This is a genomic window from Endozoicomonas sp. ALB032, assembly GCF_049310125.1.
Lineage (GTDB): Bacteria > Pseudomonadota > Gammaproteobacteria > Pseudomonadales > Endozoicomonadaceae > Endozoicomonas_A.
On record NZ_JBLYNW010000001.1, the window covers coordinates 537,447 to 560,417 of the forward strand.

Annotated in this window: 4 protein-coding genes; all 4 read left to right on the forward strand. The window is 50.4% G+C overall.

Going from position 1 to position 22,971, the window contains the following annotated elements; translation table 11 throughout:
- The 4 genes from ACO6VG_RS01895 to ACO6VG_RS01910 all read left to right on the forward strand — a co-directional run bounded on the left by ACO6VG_RS01895 (position 1) and on the right by ACO6VG_RS01910 (position 22,924).
- Entirely contained in the window at positions 1 to 351 is a 351-nt protein-coding gene (locus ACO6VG_RS01895; RefSeq protein WP_422472403.1) for a hypothetical protein, read from the forward strand.
- Entirely contained in the window at positions 332 to 7,846 is a 7,515-nt protein-coding gene (locus ACO6VG_RS01900) for an AAA family ATPase (RefSeq protein WP_422472405.1), read from the forward strand. The genes ACO6VG_RS01895 and ACO6VG_RS01900 overlap by 20 nt, the downstream gene beginning before the upstream one ends.
- 125 nt (positions 7,847 to 7,971) lie before the next feature.
- Positions 7,972 to 15,429 carry an AAA family ATPase gene (locus ACO6VG_RS01905; protein WP_422472407.1) on the forward strand — a complete coding sequence of 2,486 codons (7,458 nt, stop codon included), beginning with the start codon at positions 7,972 to 7,974 and terminating at the stop codon, positions 15,427 to 15,429.
- A 118-nt stretch (positions 15,430 to 15,547) separates the two neighbouring features.
- Positions 15,548 to 22,924, forward strand: a complete 7,377-nt coding sequence (locus ACO6VG_RS01910) for an AAA family ATPase (protein WP_422472409.1) — start codon at positions 15,548 to 15,550, stop codon at positions 22,922 to 22,924.
- Positions 22,925 to 22,971 lie beyond the last annotated feature (47 nt).

A 22,971-nucleotide genomic window follows, 5' to 3' on the forward strand; every position in this document is an offset into this window, starting at 1 on the left:
ATGTTGGCGCTGGATTCCCGCCTTCGCGGGAATGACGACCACATACTCTTTCCCGTCTTCACTCCCGTCATTCCCGTCTTCACTCCCGTCATTCCCATCTTCACTCCCGTCATTCCCAGCTTCACTCCCGTCATTCCCAGCTTCACTCCCGTCATTCCCGCGAAGGCGGGAATCCAAACTGACTCACCACCAGAACCATACTGCCCGGTGCCCCCTCTAGCCTTGTCATCCCCGAGTGTCCCCTACAGAGCCCTGCAAATAGAACTTTTCTCCTGTCTGAAGGTCAAACAACAAAACAACTTCAAGCAGTCCTTAGGGAGAGAGATTGATTATGGATGGCCAGATTGGTGAAAAAACAGACAGCTCTGCTCTTAAGAGATACGTGCCTGATGGACATGTGCCAGCCAAGCCATCATCGGAGGAAAAAGAAAAGAGCATAGAAATCTGCTACCAGGTGACGTCCAAACTAAAGACATCGCCCTCTCCGTTGGCAATGCCTGACAAAGCGAGGACCGTATCCTCAACGAATTCCTCACCGCAAAAAAAACCTCACGCCTTCGATTTTCGTTTTGTCGCCAGTGATGATGAGGTTCGACAGCTTTTGGTTGCCCGAACCTGCGATGAACATCAGGATGTCACCCTCATTTCTCACCCCGATGACCTTTCACAGGCTAATCTGGTGACCCGGTTGAGCATTTCCGGCGACGGTCGCCAGACTCTGCGTTCAGGCAAGCTGTTTGACACTTCACAGCCATTAACTCTGGTGATAGATATCCGAAAACTCAGCAGCGATGAGCTACCAAAATTTAACGACCTGCTGGACCCGGATAACCCCTGTCTGTATGACAAAGTCAGTCAGCAGAAACGCCCTTTAGGACCCCATGTTTCTCTGCTGGTCCTGGCAGACCCCGGGCAATTGGCAGCGGTTGGCCAGCATGGCGATGCGCCCGCAGGCGGCGCACCGGGTGCAGACTTCTGGCGGCGAATTAATCGACCGGACAATACCTGGCAGTTTGACACAAAAACCAGCAATGAGCCGTTGATGGAAACCGACGAGGTTCCTCCGGTATTGGCTGAATTCCCTTCTGCCGAAAGCGCTATAGACGGCAATACCCTTCTAATTGACTGCCACTTTCACAATAACTGGCGACAGTTGCTGTTGGGCGGCCCCGGAGTCGATAAACAGGGACGAATCCAGCACACCCCCGGCAGGCTTGAGTCATTAAGGGCTGGGCAACGGGTAATTCTGAAAGGGGCCGACTGGGAGGACCTGGCCTTTGAACAGACGATCCGACGAATGTTGGCGCAACAGCGTTTTGAGAGCAACGGGAAAGTCTGTCAGTTACCGGACGATGTTCAGTTTTATCAAATGCCGGTGGAGAATGACGAGCTTCATTCACTGTTCCAAAGCCTGTCCTGCTCTTTTGACAAACACGATGAGGAAGGACTTTCCCTCGACGCACCACGAAACCCGATCATCATTAACCAGAGCAATATCAGGGAATGGCTGAGCCCGATTAGCATTGCCCCGGAAGGTTATGCCGTCCCTAACACCTGTCTTTTGGAACAGGTTCAGGCGGGGGGGATCGTCACCGTAACTTCTCCCCTCACCGAGGCACTCTGGTTTCGTTTGCTGGGTTCACTGCAGACCATTCGCGAAACGACCGGCATGGAGCCTCGGCTTCAGGTGGTCAATTCAAGGCAACAACCGGAAGCCCTGGGATTGACAGAAAATGATGAGTGCCCGCTCCCCGGGAGCCATCAGCAAGATAAAAAAGGCAGGAATCAGGCCGCTTTTAGTACCGTCACTTATCAGCACCATGCCCAGGTAAGTCAGTGGATAAAAGATCACCTGGAAGCCCCTTTGATCATTCAGGTCAATGACCAGACCAGCCTCAGCCAGCTATTTGATGAGATCCATATCGCCTCGGAACTAAAGGCCCATTTCAGGCGACGCCAGAGTCAATTGCAGCAGGCATTAACGGCTGGCAAGCCGGTTGTAATGCTGGGTCTCGAGGGTAACCCAAGCCTTCAGCAGCTGTTGGAGCCCCTGGTTGTCGGACAACCTCTGATGGTGAATGGCCAATTACAGGCCTACCCACAGGCTCATGTCACAATACTCTGGCCTGAGTCTGCGAACAGCCCATCTTCAGTATTCGCTTCGATGGTCGCCGCAGCCACCCCTTGTCCTGAGATCGATATCTGGGGTATCAATGTCCTCAGGCATAAAATCTCCCGGACTGAGCTGCCAGAACAAGCGCTTAATGAACTTTACGCAGCCTTTAGAACCGTACCTGCTGACCTTTGTAACCCTCTGCCTGAAATGACCGAAGGGTTATTGAATAACCTGATTCTGGCCGCCAGGCGAGCACAGCAGGTTGACCAGTCGCCACATCTCCTGCCCTGCCATTGGCGCAAGGCAATCAATAGCGTCATTACCCATGGCACCCGGCAGCACCCCTCCGTGCGAGATTTTATGAAAGTGGCCTGTTGGCAATTGTTACCGGATAAGACGCCGGATGAGGATCAAGCCGCCTCGGTAGATCCGGATCAATTAAATGACATCATTAGTAGCACCCTGCAGTTGGATAGAACGTTTGTCGAGCAGAACCTGTGGCCTCTGGCGAGAGCCTTTGACCCGGCAGTCTTTAATGGCGACTTACAGCTGTCCTTTGAAAATCCATTTCCGCAATGGTACGAAGAAGGAGTCCCGGACAGTTTCTGTGCCATGCTCCTGGCCCATACTCCTGAAGAAAAACAACAGGCAATGGCCTATCAGCTGGAAGTTGATCCGAAGGCAACAGAGCCCTGTCAATCGTTAGCCATCAGACCAACCAGACAGATTAAACGTTTACAGGATGCACTGGCCTCTGGCTGGCAGTTGTCCTTGCCGCTGGGGCAGACCCGATCCGATGCCATTCAGGCTCTGGCCAGCGATTGTTTTCACATAGCCAGAACAACGAATTCCAGGACAGAAGGCATTGAACGTGTAGAACAGCGACTGTCTGAATCACTGAAATGGACCAGCTCCATTGATAAGCCCTTGTCAGCACTGGCCCGGGATCTTTATCACGGCGAGACGAGTCAGAAGGATCGTGAAAATCGTCGATTGTCGCGACTCCATGAACGATTTGCGGACTCTCCCGTTATATTCCTGCAGGGAGAAACCGGCACCGGGAAAAGTTACTTTTCTGCCAAAATGGCCAGGGCTTCAGGACAGGCCAAGGTCATTTCCCTTGGACCTTCCGACAGCGAACAGACCCTGATGAAACGCTGGCAGTGGCAAGAGCACGCCGACGGCGACCGCTCTATGGCGCAGCAAAACAGGGCGCTGATGGAATGGGCCAAGATCGAATCCGACAAAGACGACGAATACATAACACTGGTGTTGGATGAGGCCAACCTGGCCAAAACCGGATTACTGGCATCATTGAACGGCTTATGGGAACCGGAACCCTGTATTTATGTGAATGGTCATCCTGTCAAGGTCGGCCCGAAACACCGGGTGATTCTCACCGGCAACCCGGATCATTACGCCGGGCGCCAAATGGACCCGGCCCTGAAAGAGAAACTGCCAAGGGCTTACTACCCACGTCTGGACCGGGCTTTCCTTCGGGACAGAGTAGTGGAACCCGCTTTGCTCAGTCATTTGCAACGCCATCAAATAAACGACATTGCACACACTACCACCGGGAGCGTGATGGCTCTCTGGCAATATTATCAGGAACTGTTACCAGAACATGAGTTTACCCCCAGGGATTTAACGGATATCTGCAGCTGGGTGGGTTGGTATCTGGATCGTGCGCTGCCCACCGTTGCCCCTGTTACCTGTGAGCAAATAAACAGTTTGATCCAGCAGAGCTTTAGGGATCTTCTGGGTCCCGAGATCACCGAGACTTATCAGGATGCCCTGCTGGCACTGGAAATCTGGTTTGCTGCCCGTTACCAACTGGACAACACCCTGAGCGACAAAGTTCGTACACAGAACCTCAAGGATATACAGCAACCCTTCATGCAATTCACTGAAAAAAACCGACCTGAGTTTGATACCTCCGGATCGGCAGTCAGTGAACTGGTGCAACAGATTGGGCAAGATTTAAGCCGCTGTCAGCAGGCTTATCACCTCGACAGGAAACACGGCGGACGACAGGCGACGCTGATTGCAGGCCCGGCTGGACGGGGTAAGGATGCCACGCTGAATCTGATGATTGAAAGTGTCAGACAGCAGGCAAAGCAACGGCAAGAATCCATGCCGGAGGTCTTTTACCTGAATGCCTGTGATTGTTCCTGGGACAAAGTGTGTGAAACGATCCAGAAGGCAAAAGTCGATGGCGGCATCCTGGTCATTTCGGAAATGAATCTGATCGACAGCCAGCATCTGGAAGGTGAGTTAAACGATATTCTGGCCGGTGACGCCCATCCGGGTTTCCACCTGTTCGCTACCATCAACCCGCCTGAGTACAGTGGCCGAAAACCCTTATCACCGGCACTCAAAGGACGTTTTCGACATTTGCCCATCCGGCAGTACATCCCGACCGAACTGCAGACCATTGCCCAGAAAGTGTTACCACACAATGAGCAGGGGAAAAGCGTAGCTGAAGAGCTGACCCGGCAGCATTGTCGATTGAGGGCCTGCCTGCAAGAGAAAAAACTGCCGTTGCAGCCCACCAGCCTTGATTTACAGAATGTGGCGAAGGCCATTAACAGAGGGGGTGATTTTACCAAAACAAGACTTCATCAATACCTCAATCAGCACTACAGGCTTTACCTGATGGCAGCCAGAAGAACGCTGGAGCAACTGCCCGGGTCATCGGCTTTTGCCATGGCCAGAGGTAAGCTTGATACTGAGTTTTGCGAGTGGTTCAACCGAACGATACCGGGCATTGATCGCCCCTGGTTGATACAACGCAGCGATCACATCAGTATGGATGAAAAAAACCATGAAATTTTCTTTAACGCTCTTCAGACCGATGAGGAAACCAAAGCGGAAATCATCGACAGGGTAGCTCAGGCCAGATGGCAGGCATCCGGTCTTTCCCTGAAGCCGTATGAGTCAGCCGATATTCTTACCGGGGCAATATACCGTCACTGGCAGCAAAGCTGGTTTGATCGTGAGTTTGGCCAGACGGCTATAAACGCTAATCGTGTATTTCCCCTTACGGAAGAGCAGCAACAAACGCTGAAATTAACGGCTAACCAGCCTTACCTTCGGGAGGCTGATCGGCGGATAAGTGCATGGAACGCCAATCCCGTGCAACTATGGCCTGCATTTTGGCATCAGCTGAGTGATCTGCCGAGCCATCTGGCTGACCATTATGTTGACCAGGCGCGGGCTGCAAAAATCGACGAGGAACAGGCTCCGGCATTGTCTCAGAGCACGAGCCATGAGCCACAACCTGTTAACGAAGCCTTGAGCACTGGCGATGATAACAGGCCTGAAAAATACAATCCGGAAGACCACGAGGAAGAAGCTCTGGTATTGGACCGGAGAACAAGCTACGGGCAACGGGGTAAGTCACAGACTGACAATCATATAATTTTTAACAGGCCGGGCCTTCCTTCCAGAATGTATCGGTGGTGGGCAAAGGATATTTTTGTGTCTGCCGGGGGCGATATCAAATGGATCGATATTAATGATCGACACATGCAGGGGGCCGAAGTCCTGATACCGGACCTGTTACCAGAATCTGACCAGGAAGTGACATTAACCACAGATCAAACGCTGGCGACCTTTGAATGGTCATCGGACGATGGTCGATATGCATTGCCCAGCCTGACGCCTGACGACTATATCGTAGCCCTGCGCATAACACCCGAATTGCCATTTACCCTGGTCAGGGACCGATATACCGGGCTTCACACACTGACAGTTGCAGAAGCCGAAGCCAACCAGATAATTAAATTTGCTTATGTCGTAGAACCCAGGGAGCCTGGCATAAAAACATCCGCTGAAGAAGCCCTATCGGAACAATCAAAACGATTTGACGCCTACTGCTGCGAAGGTATGAAAACAGTGCTGGAAGAACCGTTTGTGGCCACTAAGGACCAATCTGAGGAATTAAAGCAGCTTTTGCAGACAGTGGAAAAAGCCAGAGACAACAGGCAACAAATCCAGGCAATCAAGGACTATTGTGAACAGTTTACCGGTGATTCTGTACCAGCGTACGGTGAAAATTTGTTTCGATTCCTGGTAACACAGCGGCAAGGCAGTTGTCGTCACCGTACGCCTGTTTTTGTCGCTCTTTGTCGTTATTTTGAGATTCCATGCCGACAAATTGTTAACTGCGATCACGCCTTTGCAGAGTATTCGCTGGACGGAGGCCAAACCTGGGAGTTCGTGGATTTGGGCGGGGAGCCTGTCGAGGCAACAGAAATCCTGCCTGACTTCCAGCCCACCCATTGGGCCAGTGGTTGTGGCACTGAGTCAAGGAGGATTAAGAATCTCCTGAAAGGGGCTGATTCGGCACAACAGCAGGCTTTGGCTGAAGCCTGTGGTATCAGCATTGAGGAGCTGAAGAAAGCTCTTGAAACAGGCGGTGCATTGCCAGTAACCGATGATCTGAGCCAAGCCCAAATAGTAAGGAAACTTTGGGAGAAAAAAGATTTAACCGGTTTTGCAACGGGTGTTTCACTATTAGAGTCGCTAGAGGCAGAAGCACTGGGCCCTGACGAGCAGGCATTGGTCGGTGATGTGCGTTACGGCCCTGGGTATACCTATAAACCGATGTCGGAAGCAGTAAAGCAAATATTGTCCGACAGTGACGAAGATCAGGTCACTGATCCACTCAGGTCATTGTATTCAAAAATGATTGTTCAGGGCAGAGCCAGCCCTCACCAGTGGATGAAATCAATAGTGGATATATTGGCAAAGAGTGATGAGGAAACCCCTTCGTTTATTCGCCTTGCCGATGAAGCACTGAAATCGGGTTGGCTTAATCCACTTCCGGACGATGAGAACCCTGTTACGATGACCAGAGAACATCATAATCTGTTGCTGACTCTGGAAAGAATCGATGAACTCAAGGTTAGAGCCGCCCACTGCCTGAAAATGTGGTACAGGAAATTATTGCCCAGAGGAAAGAGTAGCCAGGTATGGCCGCCGGTCTATGAAAGCTTCCAAAAGCAAAAAAATAACGCCTTCTTCATCACTCATTGTCATGATGGCAGTTCGTCACTCCTTGAAAAGAAAATTCTCGATCCATCTATGCAGATCGCCTGGACTGAGGTACCTGAGGGCATTCCGAATATAGAACGAATGTTGGTACATGATCCTGCGTTTGAGCAGTTAAAGTCGGGCAAGGTGAACCGCCGTCCGGTGATTATCTTGGGGAAACCTAACTGGGGCGACGGAGACATGTGTGAAAAGTATGAAGCCCTGTTTCAAAAAGTCAGCAACAGCCCTCGCATGAAGCAGTTCTTCGAAGATGGGAGGATAAATAACTTTTTTGCGACAGATACGCAATATAGCCTGAAAGATAAATGTCGGGAAGCGGTTGAGCAGGCCTTCTGTCATTATCTCTGTGACTTGACACTCTCGGAGGGTGGTCATTTAACGTATTGCTGGGGTAATGCACTCATCAACGGGTCGCATGATCCGGGCAGCTGCTATGGCTCTCGTGACCCATCCTCAGCCAAAGAGCTGTATGCCATGATGGATCGAATTGGAAGCTCTTTCGATTTTCAGTGTTTTGTTAAGGTTGACTACTTAAAGCAGGTTCAAAACGCCAGCACCGCCCTGGTGCTCAAACCCCACGAGCTGACAAAAATTGCCAAGGAGTTTTTGCACAGCGTGAATTTGAATTCGCTTTGTGACGCAGTGATGGACCAGGTAGTAGCCGGATCGTGATGAGTTATTCGAGACCAGTGATTTCCCTTTAATGGTTTCGGATAACCCTCCAATAGAACTTTTCTCCTGTCTGAAGGTCAAACGATTAAACAACTTCAAGCAGTCCTCCGGGAGAGAGATTGACTATGCATGATCAGATAGGTGAAAAAACAGACAGTCCTGTTCCTGAGAGATACGTGCCTGATGGACGTGTGCCAGCCAAGCCACCATCAGAGGAAAAGGAAAAGGGCATAGAAATCTGCTACCAGGTGACGTGCAAACTGAAAACATCGCCCTCTTCGGTGGCAATGCCTGACAAAGCGAGAACCGTATCCTCAGCCGATTCCTCACTGCAAAAAAAACCTCACGCCTTCGATTTTCGTTTTGTCGCCAGTGATGATGAGGTCCGACAGCTTTTGGTTGCCCGAACCTGCGATGAACATCAGGATGTCACCCTCATTTCTCACCCCGATGACCTTTCACAGGCTAATCTGGTGACCCGGTTGAGCATTTCCGGGGAGGGTCGCCATACTCTGCATTCAGGCAAGCTCTTTGAAGGTTCAAAGCCATCAACCCTGGTGATAGATATCCGAAAACTCAGCAGCGAGGATTTACCCAAATTTAACGATCTGCTGGACCCGGACACCCCCTGTCTGTACGACAAAGTCAGCCAGAAGAAACGCCCTCTGGGTGAGCATGTTTCTGTGCTGGTTGTGGCAGACCCTAAACAGTTGGCATCGCTTGGCAAGCGTGACGAAGCTTCGCCGGTCGGCGCACCAGGCGCTGACTTTTGGCGGCGCATTAATCGGCCAGGTAATACCTGGCAGTTCGAAGCTCGAATCAGCAATCACCCGTCGATGACTGTCAACAAGGTTCCTCCGGTTTTGGCTGAACTCCCCTCCAGCGAAAGCACTATAGACGACAACACAATTTTAATTAACTGTCACTTGCACAGTCACTGGCGACAGTTACTGATGGGCGGTCCCGGAGTCGATAAACAGGGGCGAATCCAGCATATACCCGGCAGGCTTGAGTCTTTGAAAGCCGGACAACGGGTCATTCTGAAAGGAGCCGACTGGCAGGACCTGACTTTTGAGCAGACGATTCGACAGCTGTTGGCGCAACAGTGCTTTGAAAGCAATGGCAAGGTCTGTCCGTTACCCGACGATGTTCAGTTTTATCAAATGCCGGTTGGCAATGACGAGCTTTATTCACTGTTTCAAAGCCTCTCCTGCTCTGATAATGCACCAGGAAACCCAATCATTATTAACCAGAGTAATATCAGCGAATGGCTGAGCCCTACTGCCATTGCCCCGGAAGGCTATGCAACACCTAACACCTGTCTGTTGGAACAGGTTATGGCGGGGGGGGTCGTCACCGTAACCTCTCCCCTCACTGAGGCACTCTGGTTTCGTTTGCTCGGTTCACTGCAGACGATTCGCGACACAACCGGCCTGCAACCCAAACTTCAGGTGGCTCATTCGAAACAGCAGCCGGAAGCTCTGGGGTTGAATGAACACGACGAATGCCTTTTGTCCAGGCTACAAAATACAATCAGAGATACTGTCGCCGTTAATACCGCCACTTACCAGCAAAATGCCCAGGCAAATCACTGGATCAATCATCAGCCGGAAGCCCCTCTGGTCATTCAGGTCAATGAACAGACCGGCTTCAACCAGCTATTTGATAATATCCATATCGCCTCGGAACAAAAGGCCCATTTTGGACGAAGTCAAAGTAAGTTGCAGAAGGCATTGACTGCGGGTAAGCCTGTTGTGCTTCTGGGACTGGAGACTAATCCAGCGCTTCAGCAGCTTCTGGAACCCCTGATGGTTGGGCAACCTCTGTTGGTGAATGGTCAATTACAGGCCTACCCACAAGCTCGTGTCACACTACTCTGTCCTGAGTCTTTGAAAAGCTCATCTTCAGTATTTAATTCGCTGGTTTCCACGGGTAAGCCCTGTCCTGAAGTCGATCTTTGGGATATCAATGCCGACAGGCATGATATCTCCCGGACTGAATTGCCAGAACAAGCAATTTGCTCACTTTACGAAGCCTTTAAAACCGTACCTGGCGACCTTTGTAACCCTCTGCCTGAAATGACCGAAGGGTTATTGAATAACCTGATACTGGCTGCCCGGCGAGCACGGCAGACCGACCAGTCCCCACAACTCTTGCCCTGCCACTGGCGCAAGGCCATCAACAGTGTTATCACCCACGGCACCCGGCAGAATCCGTCAGTGCGTGATTTTATGAAAGTGGCTTGCTGGTACTTGTTACCGGACAAGGATCAAGCCGCCTCGGTAGACCCGGATCGGTTAAATGGCGTCATCAACAGTGCCCTGCGGCTGGATAGAGAGTTTGTGGAGCAGAACCCCTGGCAACTGGCCCGGGCCTTCGACCCGGCAGTGTTTAATGGCGACTTACAACTGTCCTATGACAATCCATTTCCAGAATGGGGTAAAAGAGTAGTCCCGGACAGTTTCTGTGCCATGATCCTGGCCCATGCTCCTGAAGAAAAACAACAGGCAATGGCGTATCAGTTGGCAGTCGATCCGGCGGCAGCAGAACAATATCAATCGTTAGTCATCAGGCCATCAAGACAGATCAAACGTCTGCAAGACGCACTGGCCTCTGGCTGGCTGTTGTCTTTGCCACTGGGGCAGACCCGATCCGATGCCATTCACGCTCTGGTCTGCGACTGCTTACACATTGCCAGGGGAGAATATGTCACAGAAAACCCTGACGCAGAACGCATTGAACGCATAGAAAATCGACTGTCTGATTCGCTACGGAGGGGTTCTGCTTATAGGCCATTGTCAGCACTGGCCCAGGATCTTTATCACGGCAAGATGAGTCAGGAGGATCGTGAAAGCCGTCGATTATCCCGGCTCCATGACCGGTTTAAAGACTCTCCCGTTCTATTCCTTGAGGGAGAAACCGGCACCGGGAAAAGTTACTTTTCCGCCAAAATGGCAAGGGCTTCAGGACGGGCTGCGGTCATTTCTCTTGGACCTTCTGACAGCGAACAGACCCTGATGAAACGCTGGCAGTGGCAACAACACGCCGACGGCGACCGCTCGATGGTGCAGCAAAACCGGGCATTGATGGAATGGGCCAAAACTCCGTCCGACAAGGATGGACACTATGTCACCCTGGTTCTGGATGAAGCCAACCTGGCCAAAGCCGGATTGCTGGCATCATTGAACGGCCTCTGGGAACCGCAACCCTGCATTTACGTCAATGGCCATCCTGTCAGGGTCGGCCCGAAACACCGGGTGATTCTTACCGGCAACCCGGATCATTACTCCGGGCGCCAAATGGACCCGGCCCTGAAAGAGAAACTGCCCAGAGTTTACTACCCACGCCTGGATCAGGCATTCCTTCGGGACAGAGTGGTGGAACCGGCTCTGTTCAAGCATCTACAAGAGCACCTGCCGGAGCACCAAATAAACGACTTTGCAGACAGTGCCAGCAACAGTGTGATGGCACTCTGGCAATATTATCAGGAGCTGTTGCCAGAGCATGAGTTTACCCCCAGGGATTTAACGGATATCTGCAGTTGGGTGGGCTGGTATCTGGATCATGCCCTGCCCGCTCGCGGCACTGTGACCTGTGAGCAAATAAACAGTTTGATCCAACAAAGTTTTCGGGATGTACTGGGGCCTGAAATCACCGAGACTCAGCAGGATGCCCTGTCCGCACTGGAAATCTGGTTTGCTGCCCGTTACAAATCAGAGAACACCCTGAGCGACAGAGTTCGTAACAAGACCCTGTCAGATATTCAGCAGACCTTCAGCACAGTCAGCGAAAAAATCCGACCAGACTTTGATACCTCCGGATCGGCAGTCTGTGAGCTAGTGCAACGACTTGGACAGGATTTAAACCGCTGTCAGCAGGCTTATCATTTCATCAGGAAACACGGCGGTCGTCAGGCAACACTGATTGAAGGCCCGGCGGGACGAGGTAAAGATGCCACGCTGAACCTGGTGATTGAAGCTATTAAAAAGCAGGCTGAGCAACAGGATGAATACATGCCGGAAGTCTATCTTCTGAATGCCTGTGATTGTTCCTGGGACAAACTGTGTGAAAAGATCCAAAAGGCAAAAGTCGATGGCGGCATCGTGGTGATTTCAGAAATGAATCTGATCGACAGCCAGCACCTGGAAGGTGAGTTAAACGATATTCTGGCCGGTGACGCCCATCCGGGTTTCCACCTGTTTGCCACCATCAACCCGCCTGAGTACAGTGGGCGAAAACCCTTATCACCAGCGCTGAAAGGACGTTTTCGGCATTTGCCCATCCGGCAGTATAACCCGGCAGAATTACAGACCATTGCCGAAAAGCTGTTGCCAGAGTCCCCGGAATGGACATTCGTCGCTAAAAAGCTAACAGAAAAACATTGTCTTTTAAGGGCTTACCTGCAGCGCAAAAAACTGCCATTGCAACCCACCAGCCGTGATTTACAGAATGTCGCCAGGGCTGTCTTCAGAGGCGGCGATTTTACTGACAGAGCACTTCATCAATGCCTCCATCAACACTACCGGCTTTACCTGATGGCTGCCAACCTATCGCTGGATGAACTGCCCGAATCTTCGGCTCTTGCCCTTGATAAAGGTGAGCTTGATTCCGGCCTGTGCGAATGGTTCAACCGGACAGTACCGGACTTTGATCGTCCATGGCTGATTCGACGCAGTGATCACAACAGTGTTGATGAAAAAAACCACGAAATTTGTTTCAACACTCTTTTGAATGAAGAGGACGCCAAAAAGGAAATCATCAAGAGGGTAGCTCAGGCAAAATGGCAGGCATCCGGTCTATCCCTGAAGCCGGATGAGTCCGACGATACGCTCATCCAGGCACTATACCGACACTGGCAGCAACGCTGGTTTGATCGCCAGTTTGGCTGGGCAGGCGTAGACGGCAATAGTGTTTTTCCCATGACGGAAGAACAGAAACAAACGCTGAGACTATCGGCTTGCCAGCCTTACCTTCAGGAGGCTGATCGGCAGATAAGTGCATGGAACGCTCCTGACCTTCAAGGGTGGTCTGCATTTTGGAACCAGCTAAGTGATCTGACGAATCATCTGGTAGACAATTTTATTAACGACGCATCACAAGACATACCACAAGTCCATGACCAACAGGCTCCGGCATTGGCTCAGGGAACCGACCAAGAGCCACAACCTCTAAACCGGGCGTTGACTATTGACGGTGATAAGGCTCCTGAAAAATACCTCCCGGAAGACCGTGAGGAAAAGGCTCCGGCATTAGACCGGAAAACGAACTATGAGGCTCTGCAAAAGCCACAAATTTACCGCTATATAATTTTTGATTTGCCGAACCATTTTCCCGGGATTTATCGATGGTGGGCAAAGGATATTTATGTATCTGCTGAGGGTGAAATCAAAAGGATCAATATTAGTCATCAGTTCATACAGGGGGCCGAAGTCCTCATACCTGCCCGGTTGCCAGAACAGGATCAGGAACTGATATTAGCCAGCGATCAAACCCTGGCAACCCTGGACATCTCATCCAACAATGGTCAATTTGCATTGCCCAGCCTGACAGTTAACGACTATATCGTGGCCCTGCGAACAGAACCCCATTTGCCATTCACCCTCATCAGGGATCGATACACCGGGCTTCACATACTCTCTGCTCCAGAGGCCAAAGCCAACCAGAGTATCCGATTTGCTTATGTTGTAGAACACAGAAAAGCGGACCAAAAAACACCTGCCGGAAAAGCCCGCCGCGAACGATCAACAGGTTTTGACAGCCACTGTTCAGAAGGTATGAAAACAGTACTCAAGGGACTGCTTGAGAACATTGACCAACAACTACCCGAAATACAACTGCCTTTGCAGAGAATAAAAAGCGCTGAAAACACGAGACAACGCATTGATGCAATCGGAGACTATTGCCGAGAGTTTTCCGGTGCAGCTATGCCAGAGCAAAGTGGCAATTTTTTGCACTTCCTCATAACACAGCGGCAAGGCAGCTGTCGTCATCGTGTGCCTGTTTTTATCGCTTTTTGTCGTTATTTTGGTATTCCATGTCGGCAAATATCTAACCGTACCCATGCCTTTGCAGAGTGTTCTGTGGATGGTGGTCAAACCTGGGAGTCAGTAGATTTGGGCGGGTCGCCTGTCGAGGCAACACAAACCCTGTCTTTCTTCCAGCCCAACAGAAGGGTCAGCGGTTCTGGTTCTGAGTCGAAGAAGATCGGTGATCTCCTGAAAGAGGCTGATTCAGCACAACGGCAAGCTTTGGCTGAGGCCATGGGTATGGGCCTTGAGGAATTGAACAACGTCCTTGAGACAGGCAGTGCATTGCCAGCAACGAACCTGAGCACTTACAACACGGTATTGAATCTCTGGGCGAGAGGAGATTTAACCGGTTTTGCCATGGGTGTCTCAATATTACTGGAGACAGAAACATTGGGCTATTTTGAGAGGAAATTGATCGGCGAACTGGATGACAGTAAAGGTCGTCACAGGCCAATGTCAGAGGCGGTCAAACAGATATTGCCCAAAAGTGATGAAAATCAGGTCACTGAACAACTCAGGTTACTGCACTCAAAAATGATAAATCAGGCTGGGGCCGACCCTGAAGACTGGTTGAATTCAATAACGCATATATTGAAAGAGAGTAACCTGAACAACCCTTCGGTTATTCACTTTGCCTATGAAGCCCTGAAATCGGGATGGCTGGATCCACTGCCGGACTATAAGAGCCTTGTTATGAAAGCCATTGAACATCATCGGCTTTTGGTGCGTCTGGAAGGCGTCGATGAACTGAAGGCCAGAGCCGCCCAGTGTCTGAAAATGTGGTACCGGCGATTATTGACCAGGGGAAAAAATAGCCTGGCATGGCAACGCAATTATAAACGCTTCCAACGGGAACATGGTGATACCTTGTTTGTCACTCATTGTCATGAAGGGTTTTCGCCACTGCTTGAAGAAAAATTGATCTGCTCATCCATAAAGACCGTCTGGACGGACGAACCTCAGGGCACTCCGAATATAGAAAAAATGTTGCTGCACCATCCTGCATTTGTGAAGTTAAACTCGGGCAAGGCAAACCACCGTCCGGTGATTATCGTGGGGCAACCTCACTGGTACGGCGATGTGCTCTATGAAAAGATCGAAGCTCTGATTCAAACAGCCGTTGAGAATAGCCTGAACTCGAAGCAACTGTCGCAAATAAACGAACTAGCCCACCTTGGGATATCTCCTGAGGATGCAGGCTTTTTGAGTGATTCAAAAGAGAGATGCTTGCATGCGTTAATACAGGCCTTCAGTCTTTATCTTTACGGAGTGACACGCTCGAAAGGCGATTGTTTAACCTATTGTTGGGGCGGTGATGCCAACAGGCCGGAATATGGCGCTCATGACCCATCCTCACCAGAAGAGCTGTATGCCATGATGGCTTCTGTTTTCAGCTCTTATTCTTTTGAGAACTCTGTTAAGGATGACTACCTACGGCAGGCACTCAACACCAGTAATGCACTGATACTCAAACCCAATGAGCTGACAAAAATTGCTGATGAATTTTTGAGCAATATAAATTTAAATTCGCTTTGTGAGTCATTAAGAATGTGATCATAGATGACTTCCTTCAATGGCAAAACATAACGATCCAAATGAACTTCTCTTCAATCCGAAGGTCAAATGATCAAACAATTTCAACTTAATCTCTCAAAGGACAGGAGAAGTGGCTATGGATGGTCAGATTGGCGGAGAAATAACCCCCTCCTTTTGTAACAATGGCGTATCCCATAATGGCATGCCAACAGGGAGATCACAGTTCGGTTCACCGCCTAAGATTGAAGGCATCAACCCTGTTGTCACTGTCAAAGCTTATGTATCGTCAACTTCGATGACCTTGTCTGACAGAGCAGGTACCCTTTCCTCAACCGATTCCTCACAGGCAGCCCCTTATTCCTTCGATTTCTGTTTTGTTGCCAATGATGATGAGGTTCGACAGCTTCTGGCTGCCCGAACCGGCGATGAAGGTCGGGATGTCATCCTTATTTCCCACCCCGATGACCTTTCACAGGCTAATCTGGTGAGCCGGTTGAGTATTGCCGCCGACGGTTGCCACACTCTGAGCTCAGGCAAGCTCTTTGAAGGTTCAAAGCCACTAACGCTGGTGATGGATATCCGAAAACTCACCAGCGACGAGCTGCCAAAGTTTAACGATCTGCTGGACCCGGATAATCCCTGTCTATACGACAAAGTCAGCCAGAAGAAACGCCCTCTGGGTGAGCATGTTTCTCTATTGGTCCTGGCCAGCCCTGCGCAGCTGGCATCGGTTGGCCAGAGCTACGAAGCGCCTGCGGCCGACGCACTGGGTGCTGATTTCTGGCGGCGAATTAATCGACCGGAAAATACCTGGTGGTTCGATGCTCAGACCAGCAATGACCCATCAATGAACATCGACAAGATTCCTCCGGTATTGACTGAATTCCCCGCCGAAAGTGTTTTGGATGAAAGCAATACTGTTCTTATTGACTGTCACTTACACAACAACTGGCGACAGTTACTTCTGGGCGGCCCCGGAGTGGATCAACAGGGGCGAATCCGACACCTCCCCGGCAGGCTTGAGTCATTAAAAGCCGGACAACGGGTCATTCTGAAAGGGGCCAACTGGCAGGACCTGGCCTTTGAACAGACGATTCGTCAGATGCTGGTGCAACAATGTTTTGAGAGCAACGGGAATATTTGTCCGTTACCCGACAATGTTCAGTTTTATCAAATGCCGGTAGGAAATGATGAGCTTCGTTCATTGTTCCAGAGCCTTTCCTGCTCCTGCGACAGAGAAGGTGACACAGAAGGTGAAAAAGGACTTGATAAAGAGCAGGCACCAGGAAACCCGATCATCATTAACCAGGGTAATATCAATGAATGGCTGAGCCCCATTGCCATTGCCCCGGATGGCCATGCAGCCCCAAACACCTGTCTGTTGGAACAAGTTCAGGCGGGGGGAGTCGTCACCGTAACTTCTCCCCTCAGTGAGGCGCTCTGGTTTCGTTTGCTGGGTTCACTGCAGAGGATTCGCGAGAAGACAGGTTTGCAGCCAGGGCTTCAGGTGGCTCATTCAAAACGGCAGCCGAAAGTCCTGGGCTTGGCAGAAAACGATGAATACCCTCTGCCCATCCCATTGGAAAAAACCAGAAATCGCGCTGCCTTTGAAACAGTCACTTATCAGCAACATGCCCAGGCAAGCCATTGGATCAATAATCACCAGCCAGCACCTCTGGTCATTCAGGTCAATGAACAGACCGGCTTCAGCCAGCTATTTGATAATATCCATATCACCTCGGAGCAAAAGGCCCATTTTGGACGAAGTCAGAGTGAGTTGCAGAAGGCATTAACCGCTGGCAAGCCGGTCGTATTCCTTGGGCTGGAGAGTAATCCAACGCTTCAGCACCTGCTGGAACCTCTGGCTGCCGGGCAACCTCTGGTGTTGAATGGCCAATTACAGGCCTACCCACAAGCTCATGTCACCCTGCTCTGGCCTGAGTCTGCCAAGAGCCCGTCTTCAGTATTTAATTCGCTGGTCACCACAGGTAAACGGTGCCCTGAAGTCGATCTCTGGGCTATCAATGGCGACAAGCATCATATCCCCGGAACTGAGCTGCCAGAACAAGCAGTTGATAAACTTTACAAAGCGTTTAAAACCGTACCTGTCGGCCTTAAAAACTCTCTGCCTGTAATGACCGAAGGGTTGTTGAATAACCTGATACTGGCTGCCCGGCGGGCAAAGCAGGTTGACCAGTCCGCGCAGCTCCTGCCCTGCCACTGGCGCAAGGCCATCAATAGCGTCATCACCCATGGTACCCGGCAGCACCCGACTGTGAGGGATTTTATGAAAGTGGCCTGTTGGTACTTGTTACCGGATAAGACGCCGGACGAGAATCAAACCGCCTCGATAGACCCGGATCACTTAAATGCCATTATCAACAATTCTCTGCGCCTGGATAGAGAGTTTGTGAAGCAGAACCTCTGGTCACTGGCCAGAGCCTTTGACCCGGCTGTCTTTAATGAAAAATTACAACTGTCCTATAAGAGTCCATTTTCAGAGCAGAATGAAAAAGAAGTTCTGGACAATCTCTGTACCATGATCGTCGCCCATGCACCTGAAGAAAAACGAGATGCAATGGCGTATCAGTTAGAAGTCGATCCAGCGGCATCAGAGCCCTGTCAATCACTAGCCATCAGGCCAACAAAACAGATTAAACGTTTGCAGGATGCACTGGCTTGTGGCTGGCAGTTAACTTTGCCATTGGAGCAGACCCGATCTGATGCCATTCAGGCTCTGGCCAGCGATTGTTTTCACATAGCCAGAACAGCAAATTCCAGAACAGAAGGCATTGAACGTGTAGAACAGCGACTGTCTGAATCACTGAAATGGACCAGCTCCTTTGATAAGCCATTGTCGGCACTGGCCCGGGATCTTTATCACGGCGAGACGAGTCAGAAGGATCGTGAAAGCCGTCGATTATCCCGACTCCATGACCGGCTTACAGACTCTCCCGTTATATTCCTTGAAGGGGAAACCGGCACCGGGAAAAGCTACTTTTCCACCAAAATGGCCAGGGCTTCAGGACAGGCTAAGGTCATTTCCCTTGGGCCTTCTGACAGCGAACAGACCCTGATGAAACGCTGGCAGTGGCAACAACACGCCGACGGCGACCGCTCTATGGTGCAGCAAAACCGGGCCTTGATGGAATGGGCCAAGACCGAATCCGACAAAGACGGAGGCTGTGTTGGAAAAGAGTACATTACCCTGGTTCTGGATGAAGCCAATCTGGCCAAAACCGGATTGCTGGCATCATTGAACGGTTTGTGGGAAACGCAACCCTGCATCTACGTGAATGGTCATCCTGTCAGGGTCAGCAAAAAACACAGGGTAATTCTTACCGGCAATCCCGATCATTATTCGGGACGCCAAATGGACCTGGCCCTGAAAGAGAAGCTGCCCAGAGCTTACTACCCACGCCTGGACCAGGCATTCCTTCGGGACAGGGTAGTGGAGCCGACTCTGGTCAGGCATTTACAAAGGCATCTGCCGGAGCAGCAAATAAACGACATTGCACACAGTGCCAGCAAGAGTGTGATGGCACTGTGGCAATATTATCAGGAGCTTTTGCCCGAGCATGAGTTTACTCCCAGGGATTTAACCGATATCTGCAGTTGGGTGGGTTGGTATCTGGATCGTGCGTTATCCAAAGGAGACAGTGTCAGCTGTGAGCAATTGAACAGTTTGATCCGGCAAAGTTTCCGGGATCTACTGGGTCCCGAAATCAGCGAGACTCAACAGGATGCCCTTTCGGCACTGGAAATCTGGTTTGCTGCGCGCTACCACCCGAACAACACCCTGCGCGACAGAGTTCATAACCACACCCTGCCAGACATTCTGCAGGACTTCAGAACATTGACCAAAGAAATCCGACCTGAGTTTGATACCTCCGGATCGGCGGTCATTGAGCTCGTGCAACAGCTTGGGCAGGATTTAAGCCGCAGTCAGCAGGCTTATCATCATGACAGAAAACACGGCGGTCGTCAGGCAACGCTGATTGAAGGCCCGGCTGGACGAGGTAAAGATGCCACGCTGAACCTGGTGATTGAAAGTGTCAGAAAGCAGGCTAAGCAACGGGGAGAGTCCATGCCGGAAGTTTTTCTCCTGAATGCCTGTGATTGTTCCTGGGACAAAGTGTGTGAAGCCATCCAGAAGGCAAAAGTCGATGGCGGCATCGTTGTTATTTCGGAAATGAACCTGATCGACAGCCAGCATCTGGAAGGTGAGTTAAACGATATTCTGGCCGGTGACGCTCATCCGGGCTTCCACCTGTTTGCCACCATCAACCCGCCTGAGTGTAGCGGGCGAAAACCCTTATCACCGGCACTGAAAGGGCGTTTCAGGCATTTGCCGATCCGGCAGTACAGCTCGACCGAATTGCAAACCATTGCCGAAAAAGTCTTGCCAGCGAATGAGCAGGGAAAAATCGTGGCTAAACGGTTGACTGAAAAACATTGTCGTTTAAGGACCTGCCTGCAACGGAAAGACCTGCCGTTACAACCGACCAGTCGCGATTTACAGAATGTCGCGATGGCTGTTAACAGAAAAGGCGATTTTAGCAAAAAAGCACTTCGTCAATGCTTCAATCAGCACTACCGACTTTACCTGATGGCCGCCAAACTATCGCTGGAGGAACTGCCAGATCCATCGGCTATTGCCACAAGTAATAGTGAGCTTGATTCCGGACTTTGCAAATGGTTAAACCAAACAATATCGGACATTGATCGTCCGTGGTTGATACGACGCAGTTATCTCAACAGTACGGATGAAAAACGCCATGAAATGCTTGTTGACGCTGATCTGAATGCAAAGGAAGCCAGAACGGAGATCATCAAAAGACTGGCTCAGGCCCGGTGGCGGGCATCCGGTCTTTCCCTGAAACCGGATGAATCGGACGATATCCTCACCCAGGCACTCTACCGACACTGGCAGCAACGCTGGTTTAATCGTAACTTTTGCCAGACAGGCATGGACGCCAATAGCGTCTTTCCCCTCTCGGAAGAACAGGAACAAACGCTGAAATTATCAGCTTCCCAGCCTTATCTTCAGGACGCTGAACAGCGGATAGCGGCATGGAATGACCATGACGTTAAACTATGGCCTGCATTTTGGCATCAGATGGGCGGTCTGGAGAACCTTCGGGTTGACGGTTGCAGTAACCAAGTGTCAGCTGTTGGCGGTGATAACGCTCCTGAACCCTACAATCCGGAAGTCCACGAGAATCAGGCTCCGACATTGGATCGGACAACGGACTATGAATGCCAGGAGATACCACAACTTGAGGATTATAAAATTTTTGAGACAGAGAGCCCTTCCCATATGTATCGCTGGTGGGCAAAGGATATTTATGTGTCTGCTGAGGGTGAGGTTAAAGAGATCGATCTTAATGATAAAGACATTGATGGCTTCGAAAACCTCATACCGGCCCGGTTGCCGGGGCCTGATCAGCAACTGAAATTAACCAGAGATCAAACGCTGGCGACTTTTAACTGGATATCGGGCAATGGTCGACATGCATTGCCCAGCCTGACGGTTAATGACTATATCGTGGCCCTGCGTTTAAAACCTGATGTGCCATTTACCCTGGTCAGAAACCAATATACCGGTCTTCATACACTGTCTGTTAATGAGGTTCAGGCCAACCAGCGTATTCACGTGGCTTATGTCGTAGAATCCAGAAAGCCGGGCAAAAAAACGCCTGCCAAAGGAACCCGTCCGGAACGATCAACATGGTTTGATAGCCACTGTTCAGAAGGTATCAAAACCGTACTGGATGAACTGTTTGCGAAAACTGACCACCCATCCGAAGTAAAGATACTGTTGCGGAAAATAAAATCCCCTATAAACACGCTGCAACGAATCAGGGCGATCACGGACTATTGCCGACTGTTTTCGGGTAAGCTTCAACCAGAGCGCCATGAAAATTTCTTTAAATTCCTCGTAACACAGCGGCAAGGGCACTGTCTTCATCGTGTGCCTGTTTTTATTGCTTTTTGTCGTTATTTCGGGATTCCCTGTCGAAATATTCAAAACGCTATCCACTCATTTGCCGAGTACTCCCTGGATGATGGCCAAACCTGGAAATCCGTGGATTTGGGTGGAGCACCTTCCAAGACAACAGAAATCCTCTATGCTTTCCAGCCCAACAGAAAGATCAGTTGTTCCAGCGATGAGTCAAAGAAGATTGAGGCTTTCCTGAAAGGGATTGATTTGGCCCAAAAGCAAGCTCTGGCTAAAACCCTTGGCGTGAGTCTGGAGGAGCTGAACAAAGCCCTTGAGGAAAACAGTGCATTGCTGGAAACCCATTCAGGTAATTCCGAAATAGTAAAGAGCCCTCAGCAGGAAAACAATTTAGCCTGTTTTCTCATGGGAGTCTCAATGCTGGAGACATTGGAAACCAAAGCACTGGTCGATCAGGAAATGGACTTTAAACTGATGAGAGAGGCATTAATGCACATATTGTGCAACAGTGTTGAATATCAGGTCATTGAACGACTCAAGTCAATCTATGCGACAGTGATTGATCAGGCCGAAGCAAGCAGTTTAAAGTGGATAATGACATTGCTGCACATATTGCAAGACATCGACATAACCAGACCTTCGGCTATCCACCTGGCACTTGGAGCCATGAAATTGGGTTGGCTGGATCCAGTGCACTTTGACAACCGTTTCTGGGGGTTTGATAGATATCACCAGATATTTGTGCGTCTGGAAGGCGTCGACGAACTGAAGGTTAAAGCCGCTGATTGCCTGAAAAAATGGTATAAGTATGTATTTTTCGGGAGAAAAAGTAGTCCTGCATGGCGGTTGGCTTACAGGAACTTCCGGGAGAGAGAAGGTGATGCCTTATTGGTCACTCACTGTCATAACGGGTTTTCGCAATCTTTTGAAGATATCATTATCGTTCGGTCTTTACGGACCGGCTGGTCGAACGAACCTGAGGGTATGCCGAATATAGAACGAATGCTGATGCACTCACCTGCGTTTCCAAAGTTAATCTCGGGCAAGGCGAACCACCGTCCGGTGATTATCATGGGGCAGCCTTCCTGGAACAGCACTGTGATTAATGAAAGGGTCGAAGCCCTGTTGCAACAAAAAGTTGAGAATAGCCCGGAATTATCAAGGCAGGATCAGAAGCTTTTAGATGATTCAAGAGCCAGATACAGGCAGGCAATTCAGCAGGCCTTTAGTCACTACCTGTATGAAGTAACGCATTCGAAAGGCGGTAGCTTAACGTATTGTTGGGTCGATGCTACCGTGAAGCCTAAAATTGATGACCCATACAAATATGGAGCTCGTGATCCATCCTCACCGAAACAGCTGTATGCCATGATGTCTGAAATCAACAGCTCTTCCTGGTTTCAGGAATATGGCAAGGATGCCTACTTGCGCCAGGCATTCAACGACAGCAACGCTCTGATAATCAAATCCGGTGAGCTGACAAAAATTGCCGAAGAGTTTTTGAACAGCGTGAATTTGAATTCGCTTTATGAGTCACTGGATACACATTGACATCCTCCCCGCCCTAAAGAGGGTGTCGCAAAACCTCTGGCTCCCAT